The organism is Aeromonas sp. 603607, from assembly GCF_049171595.1.
Taxonomy (GTDB): domain Bacteria; phylum Pseudomonadota; class Gammaproteobacteria; order Enterobacterales; family Aeromonadaceae; genus Aeromonas; species Aeromonas veronii.
The window spans coordinates 181,796-202,237 of sequence record NZ_JAAKOV010000005.1; the positions used below are offsets into that span (position 1 = coordinate 181,796).

At 58.0% G+C, this 20,442-nt stretch carries 18 protein-coding genes and 1 tRNA gene; 7 read left to right on the forward strand and 12 right to left on the reverse strand.

All coding sequences use genetic code 11. The features are described from left to right. Positions 1 to 3: 3 nt before the first annotated feature. The 3 genes from G5315_RS07440 to G5315_RS07450 all read right to left on the reverse strand — a co-directional run bounded on the left by G5315_RS07440 (position 4) and on the right by G5315_RS07450 (position 2,964). A complete protein-coding gene (locus G5315_RS07440) occupies positions 4 to 294 on the reverse strand; it encodes a hypothetical protein (protein ID WP_421332823.1) in 291 nt (96 codons plus the stop codon). Positions 295 to 603: 309 nt separating this feature from the next. Continuing rightward, the gene (locus G5315_RS07445; RefSeq protein ID WP_421332824.1) at positions 604 to 1,665 is read right to left on the reverse strand and encodes an oxidoreductase; all 1,062 of its coding nucleotides are present in this window, start codon (positions 1,663 to 1,665) and stop codon (positions 604 to 606) included. Between the two features lie 135 nt (positions 1,666 to 1,800). Next, positions 1,801 to 2,964, reverse strand: a complete 1,164-nt coding sequence (locus G5315_RS07450) for a multidrug effflux MFS transporter (protein ID WP_005340537.1) — start codon at positions 2,962 to 2,964, stop codon at positions 1,801 to 1,803. Positions 2,965 to 3,202: 238 nt separating this feature from the next. On the opposite strand from G5315_RS07450, the gene rdgB reads away from it, so the two are divergent. Further along, positions 3,203 to 3,799 carry an RdgB/HAM1 family non-canonical purine NTP pyrophosphatase gene (gene rdgB / locus G5315_RS07455; protein WP_005340539.1) on the forward strand — a complete coding sequence of 199 codons (597 nt, stop codon included), beginning with the start codon at positions 3,203 to 3,205 and terminating at the stop codon, positions 3,797 to 3,799. 90 nt (positions 3,800 to 3,889) lie between these two features. Next, positions 3,890 to 5,035: a radical SAM family heme chaperone HemW gene (gene hemW, locus G5315_RS07460; RefSeq protein ID WP_421332825.1), complete on the forward strand. Its 1,146-nt coding sequence runs from the start codon at positions 3,890 to 3,892 to the stop codon at positions 5,033 to 5,035. Between the two features lie 117 nt (positions 5,036 to 5,152). Here hemW and G5315_RS07465 read toward each other — a convergent pair whose 3' ends face one another. Next, positions 5,153 to 5,392 carry an alternative ribosome-rescue factor A gene (locus G5315_RS07465; protein WP_421332826.1) on the reverse strand — a complete coding sequence of 80 codons (240 nt, stop codon included), beginning with the start codon at positions 5,390 to 5,392 and terminating at the stop codon, positions 5,153 to 5,155. A gap of 214 nt (positions 5,393 to 5,606) precedes the next feature. After that, complete coding sequence (gene zntR / locus G5315_RS07470) at positions 5,607 to 6,062, reverse strand: Zn(2+)-responsive transcriptional regulator (protein ID WP_005341244.1); 456 nt, start codon at positions 6,060 to 6,062, stop codon at positions 5,607 to 5,609. A gap of 415 nt (positions 6,063 to 6,477) precedes the next feature. On the opposite strand from zntR, the gene purH reads away from it, so the two are divergent. From purH to G5315_RS07490, 4 genes are all read left to right on the forward strand, one after another. Further along, a complete protein-coding gene (gene purH, locus G5315_RS07475; protein ID WP_421332827.1) occupies positions 6,478 to 8,070 on the forward strand; it encodes a bifunctional phosphoribosylaminoimidazolecarboxamide formyltransferase/IMP cyclohydrolase in 1,593 nt (530 codons plus the stop codon). Positions 8,071 to 8,184: 114 nt separating this feature from the next. Next, positions 8,185 to 9,471: a phosphoribosylamine--glycine ligase gene (gene purD, locus G5315_RS07480; RefSeq protein WP_005341242.1), complete on the forward strand. Its 1,287-nt coding sequence runs from the start codon at positions 8,185 to 8,187 to the stop codon at positions 9,469 to 9,471. A gap of 277 nt (positions 9,472 to 9,748) precedes the next feature. Next, positions 9,749 to 10,123 carry a cytochrome b562 gene (locus G5315_RS07485; protein ID WP_005349056.1) on the forward strand — a complete coding sequence of 125 codons (375 nt, stop codon included), beginning with the start codon at positions 9,749 to 9,751 and terminating at the stop codon, positions 10,121 to 10,123. After that, positions 10,104 to 10,652: a cytochrome b/b6 domain-containing protein gene (locus tag G5315_RS07490; RefSeq protein ID WP_421332828.1), complete on the forward strand. Its 549-nt coding sequence runs from the start codon at positions 10,104 to 10,106 to the stop codon at positions 10,650 to 10,652. Before G5315_RS07485 ends, G5315_RS07490 begins: the two co-directional genes overlap by 20 nt. Before the next feature lie 170 nt (positions 10,653 to 10,822). Here the strand turns inward: G5315_RS07490 and G5315_RS07495 are convergent. The 5 genes from G5315_RS07495 to rpsU form a co-directional block, all read right to left on the reverse strand. Then, positions 10,823 to 10,899: transfer RNA gene (locus G5315_RS07495), tRNA-Ile, on the reverse strand. A gap of 187 nt (positions 10,900 to 11,086) precedes the next feature. Further along, positions 11,087 to 12,982: an RNA polymerase sigma factor RpoD gene (rpoD, locus tag G5315_RS07500; protein ID WP_263718854.1), complete on the reverse strand. Its 1,896-nt coding sequence runs from the start codon at positions 12,980 to 12,982 to the stop codon at positions 11,087 to 11,089. A gap of 183 nt (positions 12,983 to 13,165) precedes the next feature. Then, positions 13,166 to 14,953, reverse strand: coding sequence for a DNA primase (gene dnaG / locus G5315_RS07505; protein ID WP_421332829.1), 1,788 nt, complete (start codon positions 14,951 to 14,953; stop codon positions 13,166 to 13,168). 88 nt (positions 14,954 to 15,041) lie between these two features. Beyond that, entirely contained in the window at positions 15,042 to 15,485 is a 444-nt protein-coding gene (locus G5315_RS07510; protein ID WP_421332830.1) for a GatB/YqeY domain-containing protein, read from the reverse strand. A 15-nt stretch (positions 15,486 to 15,500) separates the two neighbouring features. Continuing rightward, complete coding sequence (gene rpsU, locus G5315_RS07515) at positions 15,501 to 15,716, reverse strand: 30S ribosomal protein S21 (protein WP_005309452.1); 216 nt, start codon at positions 15,714 to 15,716, stop codon at positions 15,501 to 15,503. A 179-nt stretch (positions 15,717 to 15,895) separates the two neighbouring features. Here rpsU and tsaD point away from each other — a divergent pair, with 179 nt between their 5' ends. After that, on the forward strand, positions 15,896 to 16,909 hold the full coding sequence (tsaD, locus tag G5315_RS07520) for a tRNA (adenosine(37)-N6)-threonylcarbamoyltransferase complex transferase subunit TsaD (RefSeq protein ID WP_005349085.1): 1,014 nt from the start codon (positions 15,896 to 15,898) through the stop codon (positions 16,907 to 16,909). A 243-nt stretch (positions 16,910 to 17,152) separates the two neighbouring features. Here the strand turns inward: tsaD and G5315_RS07525 are convergent, their stop codons facing one another. Further along, positions 17,153 to 18,472 carry an anaerobic C4-dicarboxylate transporter gene (locus tag G5315_RS07525; RefSeq protein ID WP_021229055.1) on the reverse strand — a complete coding sequence of 440 codons (1,320 nt, stop codon included), beginning with the start codon at positions 18,470 to 18,472 and terminating at the stop codon, positions 17,153 to 17,155. A gap of 126 nt (positions 18,473 to 18,598) precedes the next feature. Beyond that, positions 18,599 to 20,041: an aspartate ammonia-lyase gene (gene aspA, locus G5315_RS07530; protein ID WP_005340569.1), complete on the reverse strand. Its 1,443-nt coding sequence runs from the start codon at positions 20,039 to 20,041 to the stop codon at positions 18,599 to 18,601. Between the last annotated feature and the right edge of the window lie 401 nt (positions 20,042 to 20,442).

The window sequence follows — 20,442 nt, forward strand, 5'->3', positions numbered from 1 at the left end:
GGCTTAGTTGGCCTTGGCATCGCTCACTGCAGCTTCAACCTTGGTAGCGGCTTCGGTAGCAGCTTTTTCTACGGTTGCAGTCGCTTCGGAGGTGGCCTTCTCTACGGTAGAGGTGGCTTCGCTAGCTTCGGAGGTGGCCTTCTCTACGGTAGAGGTGGCTTCGCTAGCGGCTTTTTCTACAGTGGCAGCAACTTCGGCGGCCGGAGCAGCAGCAGGAGCGGCAGCTTTTTCTTCTTTCTGACCGCAAGCAGTCAACATCAGACCCAGGATACCGGCTACCAGTACTTTGTTCATGTGCATTCCCTCAAATAAATATGGAGAGATGGTCTGTGCAACCATCACAGCGCCCACCGTTGCCCGGTATTGAAACAAGAAGCCAGGAGGCAGCAGGCGGGCGCAATATAGCCCCATTAGTTACCGATGAAAACGGATATCACAATGACATTTTTTCGTGCCGTGGATAAAAAGCTCCACTGCAACGACTGATATCAATACAAGATGCCGTTAAATGGTGATAACTGCACAATAAAACACCGCTTTGCTGCCATCTTGTGGCGGTTTAACAAGGTCAAGGTTGATCAATAGCGGCCGATGACCCGCACCTTAGTCAGACAGCTTCTGACAGGGCAGCCGTTTTCCCTCAAGGTGGCTCTGACGGGCCAGATCCAGCAGCGCCATCACCGCCAGCGCTTCACTTGCTGGCACCGGGTTGCTTCCCTCACCCTTGATGGTGGCGCAGACACCGCGATAGTAGGCGCCATAATCCCCCGGCTCACCCACCACGCTCTGCTGCTGTAACTGACCATCGACAATGCGGCTGAGCTGACCGGGCTCACTATCCATGCCCCAATCCGCCGCCGGCGGCCGCAAGCCCTGCTTGAGCTGCTCTTCCTGCACATCCATACCGAATTTCACGAACGAACCCTGGCTGCCGTGGACGATGAAACGCGGCATGGTGGCCGAGACCAAGCAGCTGCCATGCAGGATCACTCGCATCTCGCCAGACCGTTCACCGTAACCCAGCACCATATGGAAGTAGTCGTCCGCCAGTGCGCCGGGGCGCTGCTCGGCCAGATCGGCCTGCAACCAGTCCGGCTGGCCGAACAGCTGTAGCGCCTGATCCAGTACATGGGGGCCGAGATCGAACCAGAGGCCGGAACCCGGGCCACCCGCTTCGCGCCAGCGCTGGCGTACTTCGGGGCGATAGCGATCGAAGTGGGATTCGAACTGGGCGATCTGCCCCAGCGTCCCCTCGGCAATCAAACGGCGCACGGTGAGAAAATCCCCGTCCCAGCGGCGGTTGTGGAAGATACTGAGCAGTCGCTGCTGCTTTTCGGCCAGTTCGACCAGTGCTTTCGCTTCTGCCAGATCCAGTGCAAAGGGCTTGTCGATCACCACATGTTTGCCTGCCAGCAGCGCCTGGCGGGCGAGGGGGGCGTGGGTGTCGTTGGGGGTGGCGATCACCACCAGATCGACGGTCTCATCCCTCAGCACCTCCTCCAGTGAGCCGACCCGGCAGTCGGGCAGATCGGCCTGCACCTTGGCGGCATCGCGGCTCACTACCCAACTCAGGGACAAGCCCGGGGTGGTGGAGAGGAAGGGGGCGTGGAAGGTCTTGCCTGCAAAGCCATAGCCCACCAGGGCTGCGTTGAGAGTGTGGCTCATCGGGAGTTCTCCGCTGACATCGAGTGAGTGGGGTTGCCATCGCCGGCTCTCTGCCGGATGGCCATGTGCTGTAAAGGCGATACAAACGAGAAGGGGGCCGATGGCCCCCTGAGTGTGCCCATCAGAGCACAGGATTTATTGCAAACACAAGCGGCGGCCGCGCCGGGTCATCAGCATCACCAGAGGCGGCAGCAGTAGCCACATATGCAGTGCCAGCTGGCTCAGCGGGTCGTGCATCAGAGCGCCGGTCAGACCAACCAGGGCGCCGGAGCCGCTCATCTGGAACAGGCCGAGCAGGGCGGCGGCGGTACCGGCGCAGTGGCCGAACGGTGCCAGCGCCATGCCGGCGGCAGAGCCCAGAATCATGGCAAAGCCGATGCTGGAGAGGAACACCGGCCCCATCATCGCCAGCGGATGTTCGATGTGCATGGCCAAAGTCAGGGTGATGGCCGAAAGCATCAACACCAGCAGCCCGATGCGCAGTGTGCGTCTTGGCCCCACCTTGGCGATAAAGCGCGGCGCCATGAAGCAGGCCAGAATGTTGAGCGCGGCGTTGGCGGTAAACCAGTAGCTAAAGCCGCTCATATCGAGCCCCAGTTTCACCATCAGCTGCACCGGGGCGGCGGTGACATAAGCGAGGATCACCGCCATCGCCAGCATGCACAGCGCCGCATTGAACAGGAAGCTGGGGGAGCGCAGCACCGGGCTGTAGCGAGACCAGCTGATGAGGGCCCCTTCGCTGCGGGTCTCCTCCGGGCGTGTCTCCGGCATCCGCCACATCAGCCAGCTGCCGACGATGAGCGCATAACCGGCCATAAACCAGAAGTTGGCAGACCAGCCCGCCTTGGCGGTGAGCCAGCCACCGAGCAGGGGCGCCAGCGCAGGAATAAAGCAGATGGCCCCATTGAGGTAGGAGATCATCTGGCCGCTCTTTTTCGGGCCGTAGCTGTCACGCACCACCGAGAAGGCGGCGACCGAGGTGGCGCAGGCGCCGAAGCCCTGCAGCACCCGGGCCAGCATCAATTCGCCGAGGCTGGCGGCAAAACCGGCCCCCAGCGCGCTCAGGCCATAGAGCAGCACGCCGCCCAGCGCGATGGGCTTGCGACCGTAGCGATCGGCCAGCGGGCCAACAAGCAGTTGCCCCAGCCCCATGCTGAACAGGAACCAGGTGATGGTGCCCTGCATCAGGGTTACTTCGGCGCCCAGCTGCTCGGCCATCTGCGGAATGGCGGGCAGGTAGATGTCGATAGCCAGCGGACTGAACAGCACCAGTAGTACGAGTAAAAGTATCAATGGCATCTGTCACCTCTTTAGTCAGCCAGGTTAATGAATTGGGGCGCGAGTCTACTGACTCACAGTAATGAATAGAAATGGTATTTAATCACTTTGGTTATTCCATTATGGAAACATGTATTAAAAAGCTGGTTATTAGATGGCGGCAAATCCCCCGTAACCCCATCACAGCGGGTGTAATTGACGCTTTTACTAAACGCTTGCGCCGCATAGAATGCGCAGATTATTTTTGCGGAGGTGCTCGATGAACAAGCTTGTCCTGGCAACAGGTAACCAGAAAAAGGTGAAGGAATTGGCAGCCATGCTGGCCGATATGAAGATCCAGGTGATCCCACAGAGCGAGTTTGCGGTCTCCGATGCCGATGAGACCGGCACCACCTTCGTCGAGAATGCCATCATCAAGGCCCGCCACGCCGCCCGCATTACCGGTCTGCCCGCCGTGGCCGATGACTCCGGTCTGGAAGTCGATCTGCTGCAAGGGCGCCCCGGCGTTTACTCCGCCCGCTTTGCCGGTGTGGGTGCCGGTGACAAGGCCAACATCGAGAAGCTGCTCGGCGAGCTGCAAGGTGCCCCCGAGTACCTGAAGAGCGCCCGCTTCTGGTGTGTGCTGGTCTATATGCGCCACGCCGACGATCCCACCCCCATCATCTGTCAGGCGAGCTGGGAAGGGATGATCATCGACGAGCCGCGCGGTCAACATGGCTTTGGCTATGACCCGGTATTCTTCGTGCCGGATCACGACTGCACCGCCGCCCAGATGCCCGCCGAGCTGAAAAACCAGCTGAGCCATCGTGGTCAGGCGCTGGCCAAGCTCAAAGCGGCGCTGGCTGCGGCGCACTGAGTCACTTCGCCACCTTGTCGGTTACACACGGTCAATTACACATAGTCATCTACAATGGGGGCCTTGAGCCCCCGTTTTATTGGAAGCCCCATGCTGCAACTGCCGCCGCTCTCTCTCTATATTCATGTGCCCTGGTGCGTCCAGAAGTGCCCTTACTGTGACTTCAACTCCCATGCCCAGAAGGGGGAGTTGCCTCACCTCGAATATGTCGCCGCCCTGCTGGAGGATCTGGATCAGGATCTGAAGTGGGCACAGGGGCGGCCGCTCTCCTCGATCTTTATTGGCGGCGGCACCCCCAGCCTGCTGACGGTGGAGGCGATGCAAACCTTGCTGGACGGGGTGCGGGCCCGCATTCCGCTCTCCGCCGATTGCGAGATCACCATGGAAGCGAATCCGGGCACGGTGGAGGCGGACAAGTTCGCCGGTTTCCAGCGCGCCGGCATCAACCGCATCTCCATCGGGGTGCAGAGCTTCCAGCAGGAGAAGCTGACTCGGCTTGGGCGTATCCACGGCCCGGAAGAGGCGCGCAAGGCCGCCGCACTGGCCCACGCCATCAAGTTGCCCACCTTCAATCTGGATCTGATGCACGGTCTGCCGGATCAGAGTCTGGATGATGCCCTTTATGACCTGCAGCAGGCTATCGACTGCGCCCCGCCGCACCTCTCCTGGTATCAGCTCACCATAGAGCCGAACACGGCGTTTGCCTCCAAGCCGCCCAAACTGCCGGAAGATGACACCCTGTGGGATATCTACGAGCAGGGCCACGCCATGCTTACCGCCAGCGGTTATCGCCAGTACGAGATCTCGGCTTATGCCAAAGAGGGCTATCAGTGCCATCACAACCTCAACTACTGGCGCTTTGGCGACTATCTGGGGATCGGCTGTGGCGCCCACGGCAAGGTGACCGATCTCGCGGATCAGCAGATCCTGCGCACTGCCAAGGTGAAGCATCCGAAAGGGTATCTGGACAAGGGTCGCCCCTATCTGGACGAGCAGTGGCAGGTGACGGCAGACGATCTGCCGCTCGAATACTTTATGAATCGCTTCCGCCTGTTTGAACCGGCCCCCAAGGCGGAGTTCGAGGCCTATACCGGCTTGCCGCTGGAGCGGGTCGAGACGGTGCTCTCCATCGCACAGAGCAAGGAGCTTATCAAGGATCTGGGAGATAGCTGGCAGCTCACCTCCCTCGGCCATCGCTATCTCAACGTATTGCTCGAACTCTTTATGGATGAGTGAGTGGCCTGTTGAGGCGCAACTTTGAGGTGGTGAGTTGGCGTTGCCAAATCGCTTCTTCTGTCAAAACAATCAGGGCACCCATGGTGCCCTGATTGTTTATGGTCGGTAGAAACCCGCTCAGCAGCAGACGCGGATCATCTGCTGTTGGCCGGGCTCCCACCGCTTGCCGAATTTGGCCTTGCGCTGGTAACTCCCCTTGCCCTTCTTGTTGCGCTCGACCCGGCTGCGAAACAGCGGATCGGAGAGCAGGGCGTGCAGATGGTTATCCTTTATCTCGCCGCGCTGATGGGCATAGCGGCCCCCTTGCGCATTTTCCTCACGGGGGAGGGCGGGTTGGTCGACCCGAATTTTGGCCATGATGGCTCCTCTTCTTTTCTCTTGGTGTGTTGATTCTTGTGTCTGGATGGCGGTTTTCGCTGCGGGCGCCTGTTCAGGCTAGCGCCCGGCAACCGGATGCACTGGCTCCGGTTAAAAACGCGGCGATTTTGTCACCAAATCGCCGCCGGAGCAATGCGTCGGCGGCGCCGAGTCAGTCACACTGAGTCAGGCACGCTCAGTCAGGCATACCATGTCAGCCGTGAACCGGGTCATGCTGGTCGTGGCTGTGATGCTCGTGATGGGCCGGGGCGCCAGATTCCAGCGTCTCGAGGATGGCGCAGTGCTCCGCCGAGCGCGGCCCGCCGCAGCAGATATTGGAGAGCTCGCGCAGATTGTCGCGAAAGCGGGTCAGTTCGATGATCTTCTGCTCCACCTGGGCCAGCTTGGTGTCGGCCACTGCTTTCACCTCCTGACAGGTGACTTTGGCCTTGTTGGTATCGAGGTCGAGCAGCTCGCCAATATCGGCCAGCGAGAATCCGACCGACTTGGCGCGGATAATAAACTCCAGCCGCCGCTTGTCCTGTTCGCTGTAGAGACGGTAGCCGGATTCGTTGCGGATCCCCGGTGAGATAAGCCCGTTCTTCTCGTAAAAACGCAGGGTATCTGCCTTGACCCCGCACGCCTTGGCCAGTTCACCGATCCGATACATGCTCTCTCTCCCCTTGAATGTATGCCGCCACAAAAACCGGAATCCACTATCACCCCTTTGCCAATGGATTGCCAGCCAAGGGCATAAAAGGGGCAGATAAACATCTCCTGGCGACTCTTTTTCCCATAAAACACTGAAAGTGCAAACGTTTCGAGAAAATCAAGTGGAAAACGTTTAACGCCGCGTCAAATAAGGCTTTGCTGTTTCAAAAAATCCACCACAGGTCACATTTTTTGTGTAGAATACGCGCCCATAACAGAGCGCCGCACCAAGCGGGCATTTCCTAAAACGCTTTTGCCGGATGTCGGGGCGAGAGTGGTTTGCGAAATCCCCCACTTCCATTTATTTGGGGACTCTCTGTGTTGAGCCTCGCCTCCCATGGAACGGTCCCCGTTATGTTGAGGACGATAGTGTGATGGAACAAGCTCGACCCATTCGCCGTGCACTGCTGAGTGTGTCTGACAAAACTGGCATTCTGGAATTTGCCAAGGCACTCAACGAGCGTGGTGTTGCCCTGCTCTCCACGGGCGGTACCGCCAAGCTGCTTGGCGAGGCGGGTCTGCCGGTGACCGAGGTCTCCGACTACACGGGTTTCCCTGAAATGATGGATGGCCGGGTCAAGACCCTGCATCCCAAGGTTCATGGCGGCATCCTCGGCCGTCGGGATCAGGATGACGCCATCATGGCCCAGCACGCTATCTCCCCCATCGACATGGTTGTCGTCAACCTCTACCCCTTTGCTGCCACCGTGGCCAAAGCGGGCTGCACCCTGGCGGATGCGGTCGAGAACATCGACATCGGCGGCCCAACCATGGTGCGTTCTGCCGCCAAAAACCACAAAGATGTTGCTATCGTCGTCAAAGCTGCTGACTATGATCGGGTTATTCGCGAGATGGATGCCAACGGCAACAGCCTGAAACTGGCGACCCGTTTCGATCTGGCCATCGCAGCCTTCGAGCACACCGCCGCCTACGACGGCATGATCGCCAACTACTTTGGCACCATGGTTCCTTCCTACGGTGACAACAAGGAGGGTGACGAGGAGTCCCGTTTCCCGCGCACCTTCAACAGCCAGTTCATCAAGAAGCAGGACATGCGTTACGGCGAAAACAGCCATCAGGCAGCCGCCTTCTACGCCGAAGAGCATGCCGCTCCGGGTTCTGTCTCCAGCGCTACCCAGTTGCAGGGCAAGGCGCTCTCCTACAACAACATCGCCGATACCGATGCGGCGCTGGAGTGTGTTAAGGAGTTCGACGAGCCGGCCTGCGTCATCGTCAAGCATGCCAACCCCTGCGGTGTGGCTATCGGTAGCGACCTGCTGAGTGCCTACGATCGCGCCTACCAGACCGACCCCACCTCCGCCTTCGGCGGCATCATCGCCTTTAACCGTGAGCTGGATGGTGCCACTGCGGCAGCCATCGTGGCCCGCCAGTTTGTCGAAGTGATCATCGCCCCGAGCGTCAGCCAGGAGGCCCGCGAAGCGGTCGCTGCCAAGCAGAACGTGCGTCTGCTCGAATGCGGGCAGTGGACTGCACCGGCGCAAGGTTTTGACCTCAAGCGCGTCAACGGCGGTCTGCTGGTACAGGAGCGGGATCTCGACATGGTGACGCTGGGTGACCTGACCGTGGTCAGCAAGCGCCAGCCGACCGAAGCCGAACTGCAAGATCTGCTGTTCTGCTGGAAAGTGGCCAAGTTCGTCAAATCCAACGCTATCGTCTACGCCAAAGATGGCCAGACCATCGGCGTCGGCGCAGGCCAGATGAGCCGTGTTTATTCGGCCAAAATCGCCGGTATCAAGGCGGCGGACGAAGGGCTGACCGTGGCGGGCTCCGTGATGGCCTCCGATGCCTTCTTCCCGTTCCGCGACGGTATTGATGCTGCCGCGCAGGCCGGTATTTCTTGCGTGATCCAGCCGGGTGGCTCGATGCGCGATCAGGAGGTGATCGACGCCGCCGACGAGCACGGCATGTGCATGGTGTTCACCAACATGCGCCATTTCCGTCATTGATGGGTCAGGGGCTGCCGATGGCGGCCCTTTTGTTGTCTCTTTTCAACTGACTATTTCCACTGACTGACGGCCCGAGTGGCCGTCCGGTGACCACAAATAGAAGCGAGCGATACGATGAAAGTACTGATCATTGGCAACGGTGGCCGCGAACACGCTCTGGCCTGGAAGGCCAAACACTCCCCACTGGTACGTCACGTTTTTGTGGCGCCGGGCAATGCAGGCACCCAGCTTGAGCCGGGTGTCGAGAACGTCGCCATCGAGGCGACCGATATCGAAGGGTTGCTGGCTTTTGCCAAAGAGAAGCAGGTCGGCCTCACCATCGTCGGGCCGGAAGCGCCGCTGGTGAAAGGGGTGGTGGATGCCTTCCGCGCCGCCGGTCAGCCGATCTTTGGCCCGACTGCTGCCGCTGCCCAGCTGGAAGGCTCCAAGGCTTTCACCAAGGATTTCCTGGCCCGTCACGCCATTCCGACCGCCGAGTACCAGAACTTCACCGAAGTGGAGCCTGCGCTCGCCTATCTGCGCGAGAAGGGCGCCCCCATCGTCATCAAGGCCGATGGTCTGGCGGCGGGCAAGGGGGTGATTGTCGCCATGACCTTGCAGGAAGCGGAAGACGCGGTGCGCGACATGCTCTCCGGCAATGCCTTTGGCGAAGCGGGTTCCCGGGTGGTGATTGAGGAGTTTCTGGAGGGGGAAGAGGCGAGCTTCATCGTCATGGTCGATGGCGAGCACGTGCTGCCGATGGCCACCAGTCAGGATCACAAGCGGGTTGGCGACGGTGATACCGGCCTCAACACCGGCGGCATGGGGGCTTACTCCCCGGCGCCTGTAGTGACCGCCGAGGTACATCGACGCGTGATGGAGCAGGTGATCATGCCGACTGTGCGCGGCATGGCGGCCGAGGGCAACGTCTACACAGGTTTCCTCTACGCCGGTCTGATGATCGACGGTGCAGGCAATCCCAAGGTGATCGAGTTCAACTGCCGTTTCGGCGATCCCGAGACCCAGCCCATCATGCTGCGGATGCAGTCCGATCTGGTGGAGCTCTGCCTGGCCGCTTGCGCAGGCAAGCTGGATCAGAAAGAGGCCATCTATGATCCCCGCGCCGCTATCGGCGTGGTGTTGGCGGCGGGTGGCTATCCCGGCGATTACAGCACCAACCACCCCATCAGCGGCTTGCCGGTGGATGAAGTGGCGGGTGAGAAGGTGTTTCATGCCGGTACCCGCCTGGAGGGCGATACCAGCCTGACCGCTGGCGGTCGTGTACTGTGCGCCACAGCGCTGGGCCATACGGTTGCAGAAGCCCAGCAGCGTGCCTATCAGCTCGCTGGCCGCATCAAGTGGGATGGCGTCTTCTACCGCAAGGATATCGGCTGGCGCGCCATTGCTCGCGAACAGGAGTAACTGACGCACGCAAATGGCCAGCTGATTCAGACCCCGCTACGGCGGGGTTTTTTGTCCCTGTTTACCGCTTTCAACCATCCTCATGATGCGCGTCACCAGCGTTCAATCAGTTACCAAGCGCAAACAAGCGCGGCATATCTGTCACTATTTGCCACAAAAAACAGCATTTTTCACAAACGTTTCACCATGAGTCATGGCATCATGCTGGTGATGAATTCTTGTTTGGATTCATAAGTACCCCTAACAATTCGAGCATGTCGTTATATAAGGAAATCCCATGTTGAAAACCGTCCGCCCCCTGCTGCTGCCCCTGATGTTTGGCCTGATGACCCTGCCTGCAGTGGCGGGTGATCTGGAACAGCCAATGAAGAAGATTGGCTTCAACTACAAGCAGGCCGTCAAGGCTGATGATGCAGCCACCATGGAGAAGCACATCAACGAGATGAAGGCCCAGCTGGATGTGGCCAAGCAGAAGAACATGCCGGCTGCCAAGAAAGAGAAATTCCTTGAAGGAATGAACGAGGTACAGACCGAGCTGGACGCCAGCCTGGCCGCACTCAAGGCGGGTGATGAGGCCAAGGCGCGCGAACATCTGGCCAAGGTCAACGACCTGAAGAAGGAGTACCACAAATATGCCAAGCAAAAAGGGTGAGCCCTTTCGCTGGGATCCGCTGGTTCGTCTGACCCATTGGGGTTTGGCGGCAGTCTGCATCGGCAACCTCTGGGTTAACGAAGCGGGCGAGGAGTGGCACGAGTGGCTGGGTTACGGTGCCATTGGGCTGGTCTCCTTGCGTCTGCTCTGGGGGCTCACTTTCGCCCGTGGCTACGCTCGCCTTGGTGCCCTCATCCCCAGTGGTGAGGATTTTCGCCAGCAAGCGCGCGAGATGCGTGAGCGGCAGCCTCCGGCACCGGGTCATCACGGCAGCGGCAAGCTGGCCGTGTGGGCGCTCTGGCTGGTTGTGCTGGCCACTGCTGGCAGCGGCTGGTTTCAAAATACCGAGACGGGATTTGAACTGGGGGCTGACGAGTGGCATGAGTGGTGCGTGGTGGCGCTGCAGGGACTGATTGGTCTGCACCTGCTGGCCATCGTCTTCACCTCCTGGCGTCAGCGCAGCAATCTGGTTACCCGGATGCTACCCGCCGGGCGTCGCTTATCCATCCAGAGCGGCAGCAACGAGTAAACCTGAGGCTCAGCATTAGGCTCCTTGTCTCTGAGTGAGGCGCCTGATCCGGACCCTGCCCAGACCCGCCCATGGCGGGTCTTTTCTATGACCTCCTCGAGCTTATCACGGGACATTGCCCGATCAGCAGATGCAAAAAGGCCGCTCATGATGAGCGGCCTTTTCTAATTTGGTGGCCCCTGGGGGACTTGAACCCACGACCAATCGATTATGAGTCGACTGCTCTGACCAACTGAGCTAAGGGGCCAAATTGTGCGTTTAGCGGCGTGGATTATAGGGGAAGAGGAAAGGGCAGTCTATAGGCATATCAACCACTTGGCGACTAATTGTCCAGGTCGATAGAGGGGGCAAAGCGGGTCGCAAGGGTAAATGCCAGACAAAACAAAGCCCCGCATGGCGGGGCTTTGGCAGAGCAGTTTGACACAGGGTCAGGACTATTCGTCCAGGAAGCTGCGCAGCACTTCCGAGCGGCTCGGGTGGCGCAGTTTGCGCAGTGCCTTGGCTTCGATCTGACGAATACGCTCACGGGTAACGTCGAACTGCTTGCCCACTTCCTCTAGGGTGTGGTCAGTGTTCATGTCGATACCGAAACGCATCCGCAGCACCTTGGCTTCGCGGGCGGTCAGGCCAGCCAGCACTTCGCGGGTGGCGTTGCGCAGGCTTTCGCTGGTCGCCGCATCCGCTGGCAGAGCCAGGGTGGTATCTTCGATGAAGTCGCCCAAGTGGGAATCTTCATCATCACCGATGGGCGTCTCCATGGAGATAGGCTCTTTGGCGATCTTCAGTACCTTGCGGATCTTGTCTTCCGGCATGCCCATGCGCATGGCCAGCTCTTCCGGATTCGGTTCGCGACCCATCTCCTGCAGCATCTGACGGGAGATACGGTTGAGCTTGTTGATGGTCTCGATCATGTGTACCGGGATACGGATGGTACGGGCCTGATCCGCGATGGAGCGGGTAATGGCCTGACGGATCCACCAGGTTGCATAGGTCGAGAACTTGTAGCCACGACGGTATTCAAACTTGTCTACCGCCTTCATCAGACCGATGTTGCCTTCCTGGATGAGATCGAGGAACTGCAGACCGCGGTTGGTGTACTTCTTGGCGATAGAGATAACCAGACGCAAGTTGGCCTCAACCATCTCTTTCTTCGCACGGCGGGCTTTGGCCTCACCGATGCTCATGCGACGGTTGATATCCTTGATCTGGGCAATCGACAGACCGGTCTCTTCTTCAATCTGCTGCAGCTTGCCGATGGCGCGCTGAATATCCTCGTCCATTTCAACCAGACGGGGAGACCAGGCTTTGCCAGCCTGCTTCTGGTATTCGAACCAGGCAGTTTCACACTCGTTGTTGGTGAAGGCCGCGACGAAGGTTTTCTTCGGCATCTTGGCCTGCTCAACGCAGAGCTTCATGATGATGCGTTCCTGCACGCGGACGCGCTCCATCATTTCACGCATGTTGTTAACCAGGCGATCGAACTGCTTGGGCATCAGGCGGAATTGACGGAATACATCGGCCAGCTGGGCGATGGCGGCCTGGGTATCTTCGTGCGCGCGACCATTCTTCTGAATGGAGAGGCGGGTCACTTCATACTGGGCACGCAGTTCGCCAAACTTCTCGCGAGCGACTTCCGGATCCGGACCACCGTCACCGTCGTCGTCAGAGCTGTCGCCATCTTCGTCTTCGTCTTCTTCGTCCTCTTCATCTTCGTCGGCCAGATCGTCTTCGCCGAGCTCGGAACCGATATGCGTGGCGGTAGGCGCCATGTCTTCGGTTTCGTTCGGGTCAATAAAGCCAGAGATGATGTCAGAGAGACGCAGCTGCTCGGCTTCGTACTTGTCGTACTGTTCGAGCAGGTAAGTAATTGCTTCAGGGTACTCGGCTACGGAGCTTTGTACCTGGTTGATACCGTCTTCGATCCGCTTGGCGATGTCGATTTCGCCTTCACGGGTCAGCAGTTCGACGGTACCCATTTCCCGCATGTACATGCGGACGGGATCGGTCGTGCGACCAATCTCAGATTCAACAGATGCCAGAGCCTGGGCCGCTGCTTCGGCAGCGTCCTCATCGGCGGTACCACCTTCAGCCATGATAAGGTCATCGGCATCCGGAGCGTTTTCAACCACTTGAATGCCCATATCGTTGATCATCTGAATGATGTCTTCGATCTGGTCTGAATCGACAATGTCTTGCGGGAGGTGATCGTTCACCTCGGCATAGGTCAGGTAGCCCTGTTCTTTACCTTTGGCAACGAGGAGTTTAAGCTGAGACTGCGGGGTTTGCTCCATAGAACTCATCCGGTTGGTGTTGCTAGGTTGCGCGTACAGTGCGCTGCTGCGCAAATAGCCAATTCTAATAGAAAACCGCCAGACATGCTATGTCTGGTTGCGGCGTCGGTCATGAGAAACCCCTGCCCGCAGTATTGTCGGGGCCAGGCGGTTATAAAATTTTTGCTTTTCATCCCGTCGATTCGGGCAACGCTATCCATATTGGGACTAATCACTCAAATATCAAGCCCCACTCTCATTTCTTTTCTCAATTTGCACCTCTCTTATCAGCATCATCAGCTCTTGGGTTTCTTCGGAGCTTAGTCCTTCCTGAGCCACTTTGGCCTGCAATTCTTCGATCCGCTGTTTCAGAAACTGGTTGATGAAGCCGACGAAGGTGTCCTGCAATTCTCCCAGAATATCCGGCTCCTGATCGAGTTTGATCTCCTCGAACAGGTCGTGCATGGCCAGCTGAGCAAGGATTTCTCCCTCCTTGGTACCACGCCAGTGTTCCAGCAGGATACCTGTGGTAATACCGGGCTGTGCCAAGATCTGCTGGTGCAGTTGCAGCAGAAACTTGATGCCTTGTACGCGTAGTCCGGCCAATTCCGGCATGGGGGGAAGCTCAGCCGTTACTGCCGGATATTGCACCATCAGTGCCAGCGCACGCCGCAGTGGCGTCAGCTTGGCTGTCTTGGGTTTGTTGACCTCGGCCTTGGGCTGACTGTTGCGGGCAAAGAGTTCGGCGATGCGCTGTTTGTTCTCGCCCCAGCGCATCATGCTGGAGAGACGAGTGATCAGCCCTTCGCGGGTAAACCCTTCCGGTACGCGACGAATAAGCTCGGCAGCCTTGTTGGCTACTTCGAACTTGCCCGCCTCACCGGAGAGCGCCGCATCGCGACCGAGACGCTCGAACATGAAGTCGGCGAACGGTTGGGCTTCATCGAGCAGAGCTTCGAAGCCCTCCTTGCCGATCTGGCGTACCAGCGAGTCGGGATCCTCGCCATCGGGCAGGAACACGAACTTCAGCTCGCGGCCATCCTGCAGATGAGGGAGGGCATTATCCAGCGCGCGCCAGGCGGCTTCACGACCGGCGTTGTCACCGTCGTAGCAGCAGACTACCTCGGCGGTGGTGCGAAACAGGGTGTGGATATGGTCGCTGGTCGTTGCAGTACCCAGCGCCGCCACCGCATAGTCGATGTCGTACTGACCGAGTGCCACCACATCCATGTAGCCTTCCACCACCAGGATCCGGCGTGGATCCTTGTGTGCCTGCTTCACCTCGTAGAGACCGAACAGCTCCCGCCCTTTATGGAAGATGGGGGTCTCCGGCGAGTTCAGGTATTTGGGGGTACCATCACCCAGCACCCGGCCACCAAAACCGATGACCCGGCCACGCTTGTCACGGATCGGGAACATGATGCGATCGCGGAAACGATCATAACTCCCCGGGCCATTGTCACGGGTGATCAGCATGCCGCCCGAGATAAGCAACTGCTCGTGATCCCGGCTGGTACCAAAGCGGCGGCGCACCTGATCCCAATCGCTAGGTGCATAGCCAATGTTGAATCGTTTGACCACTTCACCGGTCAGACCGCGGCCTTTGAGGTACTCCACCGCATGGGGAGCGCTCTTGAGATTGCTCTCGTAGAAGCGGGCGATCTGGTTCATTAGCTCGAACAGATCCTTGCTGACTGCGGGCTGGCTATTGGCCGAGCCGCCGATGCTCTGCTCGCGAGGTACCTGCATGCCTTGCATGCTGGCGAGCTCTTCGATGGCATCGGGAAATTCGAGACCGTCGTACTCCATGACAAAGCCGATGGCGTTGCCGTGGGCGCCACAACCGAAACAGTGGTAGAACTGCTTCTCTTGGCTGACGGTAAAAGAGGGGCTTTTTTCGTTATGAAAAGGGCAGCAAGCCTGGTAGTTCTTACCGGCTTTTTTCAGCCGCACTCGCGAGTCGATCAGCTCGACTATGTCTGTGCGTACGAGCAGATCGTCGATAAAGGATTGGGGGATCCTGCCTGCCATAACCGTCCTGTTTCATTGCGGAGAAAATAAAAAAGCCGCGCATTCCAAGGGAAGCACGGCTTCTTCGACCAAACAAGAGAGTTGCCTGTTACGCCAAGCGGGTTTTCACCTGAGCACTGACGGCGCCGACATCGGCACGCCCCTGAATTTTCGGCTTCAAGACAGCCATGACCTTGCCCATATCAGCCATGACGGCAGCACCACTTTCAGCGATGGCTTGCTCGATCAGGGCGGCAATTTCATCTGCGGTCAGCTGTTGCGGCAGGAATTCCTGCAACACAACGATCTCGGCGGACTCTTTGTCGGCGAGATCCTGGCGACCTGCAGCTTCAAATTGGCTGATGGAATCGCGGCGCTGTTTGACCATTTTGGTCACGACAGCGAGGATATCCTCATCATTCAGCTCGATACGGGTATCGACTTCACGTTGCTTGATTTCTGCCATCAACAAGCGGATCGCTCCCAGACGTGCCTTATCTTTGGCAAGCATGGCGAGCTTTTGCTGATCCTTGAGTTGATCCTTCAGAGACACGGCAATATCTCCCGATTAGTACAGGCGGATACGACGTGCGTTTTCGCGAGACAGCTTCTTGGCGTGACGCTTGACAGCAGACGCTTTGGCGCGCTTACGAATGGTAGTCGGCTTCTCGTAGAACTCACGGCTACGAACTTCGGACAGGATACCGGCTTTTTCGCAAGAACGCTTGAAACGACGCAGAGCAACGTCAAACGGCTCATTTTCACGGACTTTGATTACTGGCATGTGCCTTTCACCTCAGTGATAAATTGTTAGCTGACCTTCAATCGATCAGCATGTCTTAAAATGGTGCGAAATTATACTCTGGACAGGGAATGAAAGTAAACCCGCAGAGATCGCTCTGGTTTAAAAAACCCGCGAAGGTTACCATAGCCGTCTCATTTTAGCAGTGAAATTTTTTAGCAATGCGTGTATTGGGCATAGAGACATCCTGTGACGAAACCGGGATCGCGATCTTCGACGATCAAAAAGGGATCCTTTCCCATCAGTTATACAGCCAGGTCAAGCTGCATGCGGACTACGGTGGCGTTGTCCCCGAACTCGCCAGCCGGGATCATGTTCGCAAGACGATCCCGTTGATCCAGGCGGCATTGCAAGAGGCAGGACTGGGCAAAGATGACATCGACGGCATCGCGTATACCGCGGGGCCGGGTCTGGTTGGCGCCATTCTGGTGGGCGCCACTATTGGTCGTTCGCTGGCGATGGCATGGAACAAGCCTGCTATCGCCGTCCACCATATGGAAGGTCACCTGCTGGCCCCCATGCTGGAAGAGAAAGCTCCCGAGTTCCCCTTCGTGGCGCTGCTGGTATCCGGTGGTCACTCCATGCTGGTACGGGTTGATGGCATCGGCAGTTATCAGCTGTTGGGCGAATCCATCGACGATGCCGCTGGCGAAGCGTTCGACAAGACCGCCAAGCTGATGGGGCTGGACTATCCAGGTGGTCCGCTGCTCTCCCGTCTGGCCGAGAAGGGCACTACCGGGCGCTTCCACTTCCCCCGTCCCATGACTGATCGCCCCGGGCTCGACATGAGCTTCTCCGGCCTGAAGACCTTCACCGCCAACACCATCGCCGCCAATGGTGATGATGAGCAGACCCGTGCCGATATCGCTCGGGCGTTTGAAGATGCGGTGGTCGATACCCTGGCCATCAAGTGCCGTCGTGCCTTGAAAGAGACCGGTCTTAAGCGTCTGGTGGTTGCTGGCGGCGTCAGTGCCAACCGTCATCTGCGTGCCCAGCTGGCAGAATTGATGGAGAGCCTCAAGGGTGAGGTGTTCTATCCGCGCACTGAATATTGCACCGATAACGGCGCCATGATCGCTTACGCCGGTATGCAGCGCCTGAAAGCGGGCGTGTTCGAACCGCTGGCGGTCAAAGCCGTGCCGCGCTGGCCGCTGGATACCCTGGATCCGGTCTGATCCGACGGTTCCCGCATTCTGGCGTGGTGGTGAGTACCATGGTGGCCTACAGCTCCTGCAATCCGGCAGCGGTGGTTATAGTGCCGCTGGCACGCCGTGGTGGTGTCTGCTGTCGCCGTGGTTGAGCCATCCGGATAAGAGGTCAGGTCTCGTGCGGGCAGACTGCAAAGTACAGAGTAAAGAGATAAAAAAATCCCCGCCAACTGGCGGGGATTTTTGTTTGGTAATCGGCAGGCGATAGGATTACAGCAGGATGCCGCCGAAGAAGAAGCCCAGTGCCACGGCGATGGCGATGGTGGCGGTGCCCGGTACGAAGAAGGGATGGTTGAAGACCGCCTTACCGATACGGGTGGAACCGGTGTCGTCCATCTCTACCGCAGCCAGCAGGGTCGGGTAGGTCGGCAGTACAAACAGGGCGCTCACGGCTGCGAAAGAGGCAATCGCAGTCAGCGGGCTGACACCCAGTGCCAGTGCGGCAGGCATCAACGCTTTGGTGGTGGCGCCTTGTGAATAGAGCAGCATAGCGGCGAAGAACAGCACCACGGCCAGCAGCCAGGAGTACTGGTTCAGCAGGTCGCCAGCGATCAGCTGGATGGTGTCCATGTTGCCTTTCACGAAGACGTTACCCAACCAAGCGACACCCAGTACGCAGATACAGGCGGACATACCGGACTTGAAGGTCGGCATGTTGGTGACCTGGGTGGCGTCTAGTTTGCACACCAGGGTCATGATGGTGGCCGCGGCCAGCATGATGCCCATGATGGCGCCGTCACGGGGGATCGGCGGGTTGGTGATCAGGCCCACTTTACCGGAGATGGCAGTGGCATAAGCCATGACAGCAACGATGGCGGCGATGAAGATCCAGACCGACAGCTTGGCGTACGGTTTGATCTCGAGCTTGGTAGTACCACGCAGTTTGATCAGCCCCTTGGCTTTACGCTCCAGATAGACTTCGTCCTGCTCCAGCGGCTTGCCCATCATGTTGGCAATGAAGGCGCCCAGGATACAGGCCAGGAAGGTAGAGGGGATGCAGATGGCCAGCAGGGTCAGGTAGTCAACACCAAACGGCTCGAGCATGCCGGAGAAGGCAACCACAGCGGCAGAGATCGGGGAAGCTGTGATGGCGATCTGGGAGGCGACAACCGCGATGGAGAGCGGACGGGATGGGCGGATCCCTTGCTCTTTGGCCACTTCAGCGATCACCGGCAGGGTGGAGAAGGCGGTATGACCGGTACCGGCCAGCATGGTCATCAGGTAGGTGACCACCGGGGCGGCGAAGGTGATGTATTTGGGGTTCTTACGCAGCGCTTTTTCTGCCAGGAAGACCAGATAGTCCATCCCGCCAGCCAGTTGCATACAGGCGATGGCACAGATGACGGACGCGATGATCATGATCACATCCCAGGGGATGTAGCTGACCAGTTGATCGCTCGGAATGGGCATGCCCAGACCCCACGTCAATACCAGTACCCCCAGACCACCGGCAAAGCCGATGCCGATGCTGCCTATCCGGGCCCCCAGATAGATAGCGGCGAGCACGACAAGTAACTCGATTCCAATCATAGCGATAACTCCATTTTTTAGTTTTTTGGTTTTTATTTGGCAAAAAGCCAATTCCCGATCGGGCTGGGGATAAAGACCAATCGGGAACTGACTTTATGGGCCGGGAAGATCCCGGCCCACACTCGCTTATACGGCAGCTTCGCGGGTGAAACGCTTGGCTTTGTATTGCGGGTTCATCAGGTTCTCGATGGAGAGAATTTCGTCCAGCTGCTCGGCGCTCAGCAGACCGCGCTCAAGAACTACTTCGCGGACGTTCTTGCCGGTCTGGGCACAGATCTTGCCGACGATATCCCCTTCGTGGTGTCCGATGAAGGGGTTCAGGTAGGTCACGATACCGATGGAGTTCAGCACGTGATTCATGCAGATTTCCGGGTTGGCGGTGATACCTTCCACGCACTTCTCGCGCAGGGAAATACAGGCTTTTTCCATCAGGCTCAGGGATTCGAACATTGCCTGACCAATCACCGGCTCCATGACGTTCAGCTGCAGCTGACCGGCTTCGGCGGCGAAGGTGATGGTGATGTCGTTACCGAATACCTTGAAGCAGGATTGGTTGACCACTTCCGGGATAACCGGGTTGACCTTGGCTGGCATGATGGAGGAACCCGCCTGCATTTCTGGCAGGTTGATCTCTTTCAGTGCAGTGCGCGGGCCGGAGGAGAGCAGACGCAGGTCGTTACAGATCTTGGACAGCTTCATGGCCAGACGCTTGATGGCGCCGTGCAGCATGACGTAGGCGCCACAGTCGGAGGTCGCTTCGATCAGATCTTCTGCCGGCACATAGGCACGACCAGTGATCTCGGCCAGACGCTTGATGGCCAGTGCAGAGTACTCGGGCGGAGTGTTCAGACCGGTACCGATGGCGGTCGCGCCCAGGTTCACTTCCAGCAGCAGCTCCTGGCAACGCTTGATGGACTTGATCTCTTCACGCAGGGTCACGGCGAATGCGTGGAACTCCTGACCCAGGGTCATCGGAACCGCATCTTGCAACTGGGTACGACCCATCTTCAGGATGTTTTTGAACTCTTTCGCTTTGGCATCGAATGCCGCGATCAGGTGCTCCAGCGCGTGCAGGGTCACGTCAGTGCTGTTGACCACAGCAACGCGGAAACCGGTCGGGTAGGCATCGTTGGTGGACTGGCACTTGTTGACGTGGTCGTTCGGGTTGATGACGTCGTAACGGCCTTTCTCCAGACCCATGATTTCCAAGGCGATGTTGGCCAGTACTTCGTTAGTGTTCATGTTGACGGAGGTGCCGGCACCTCCCTGGTAAACGTCGACCGGGAACTGGTCGAAGCATTTGCCTGTGTTCAGCATCAGGTCGCAGGCTTCTACGATCTTGTCAGCAATTTCAGGACGGATGGTACCGAGCTCGCCGTTTGCCAGTGCAGCAGCTTTCTTGGTCAGCACCATGCCGCGGACAAATTCCGGAACGTCAGAAATCTTCTGAGAGCTGATCTTGAAGTTCTCGACAGCGCGCAGGGTGTGCACACCGTAGTAGAGATCATTGGAAACTTCTTTGGTGCCCAGCAGGTCTTCTTCAATGCGGACGTTCTTGATGTCGCTCATTGTAATGCCTCAGAAATCAGATAAATGGAAAAATCCTCACCGAGTGGTCGCGAGTTCCTTGCGCACAGCTCATCCTGAAGCACCACACATCGAGTGGGGCGGTAGGGAGAGTGACCTCCCGAAAAACTAATCAATATACTACTCCAATTGAGGTATCGGTTATTAGAGGTGGATCACTAAATTTGCGACATTTTCAAATTACTTTGAGGAAAGTACACATATGTTATGAAGTTTTTATCGTGATGATTTTTATATGTTTTTGTGACTTTTTGCTGGTTTTTTAGATTGCTGATGACGTAGGAGTCAGTTGACCAACTTGAAAAAGGCTATGTCCCAATTACGTGTTGCATGGGGCGCCCCAGGGCCTCATACAAACACACTTTGATATTTACGCCTTTTCC